Source organism: Vibrio sp. 1401 (genome assembly GCF_033340295.1).
Map to the genome: position 1 here is coordinate 1 of NZ_JAWOWF010000716.1, position 550 is coordinate 550.

A 550-nucleotide genomic window follows, 5' to 3' on the forward strand; every position below is an offset into this window, starting at 1 on the left:
GACTTTTTATAACTCAGTAGTTCAAGCGCTCGATGGTTGGCGTCGACGATTTCACGTTCAATAACGATCAGCATGCCCAACGATGAGCTGTGGTAAAGTGCGCCGAATTTCTCCATGGAGTCTTTCAGCTGTAACTGAGTCATAGACGTGTTTTCAGAGAGCTTTTGCACAAGCTTTGTCGCGAGTTCTAACTCATCGAACTTTACGGACTGCAAACCTTCAAGCTGATATTGGGAGGCGATTTCGTTAATGCCTTCTGCAAAGTGGCTAAAGCGTGTTGCCACCTTTCTTTTGAAGATGAAAAACGTGCTGGTAGCAATGACTGACGCTACCACCCCAACCGTCGCAAAGAGGTAAATAAAGAGCGTATTACCTTTTGAATAGTGTTCACGTTTGGTTTGTGTTTTCAACCACGCAATCGGCTCACCCGCAAGATCGCTGATTGGGGTCCATTTGATGATGGACTCTGAGGTTTTATCGATGCTTTTAGTTTTGGCATGATCTACAGGGTTAAACGACTTGGTCACGAGCGTATTGTTGGCAGACATCA

The 550-nt window shown here is 45.3% G+C and carries 1 pseudogene; it reads right to left on the reverse strand.

The features are described from left to right. A pseudogene (locus R7Z77_RS27755) lies at window positions 1-550 on the reverse strand (sensor domain-containing phosphodiesterase); the annotation flags it as partial.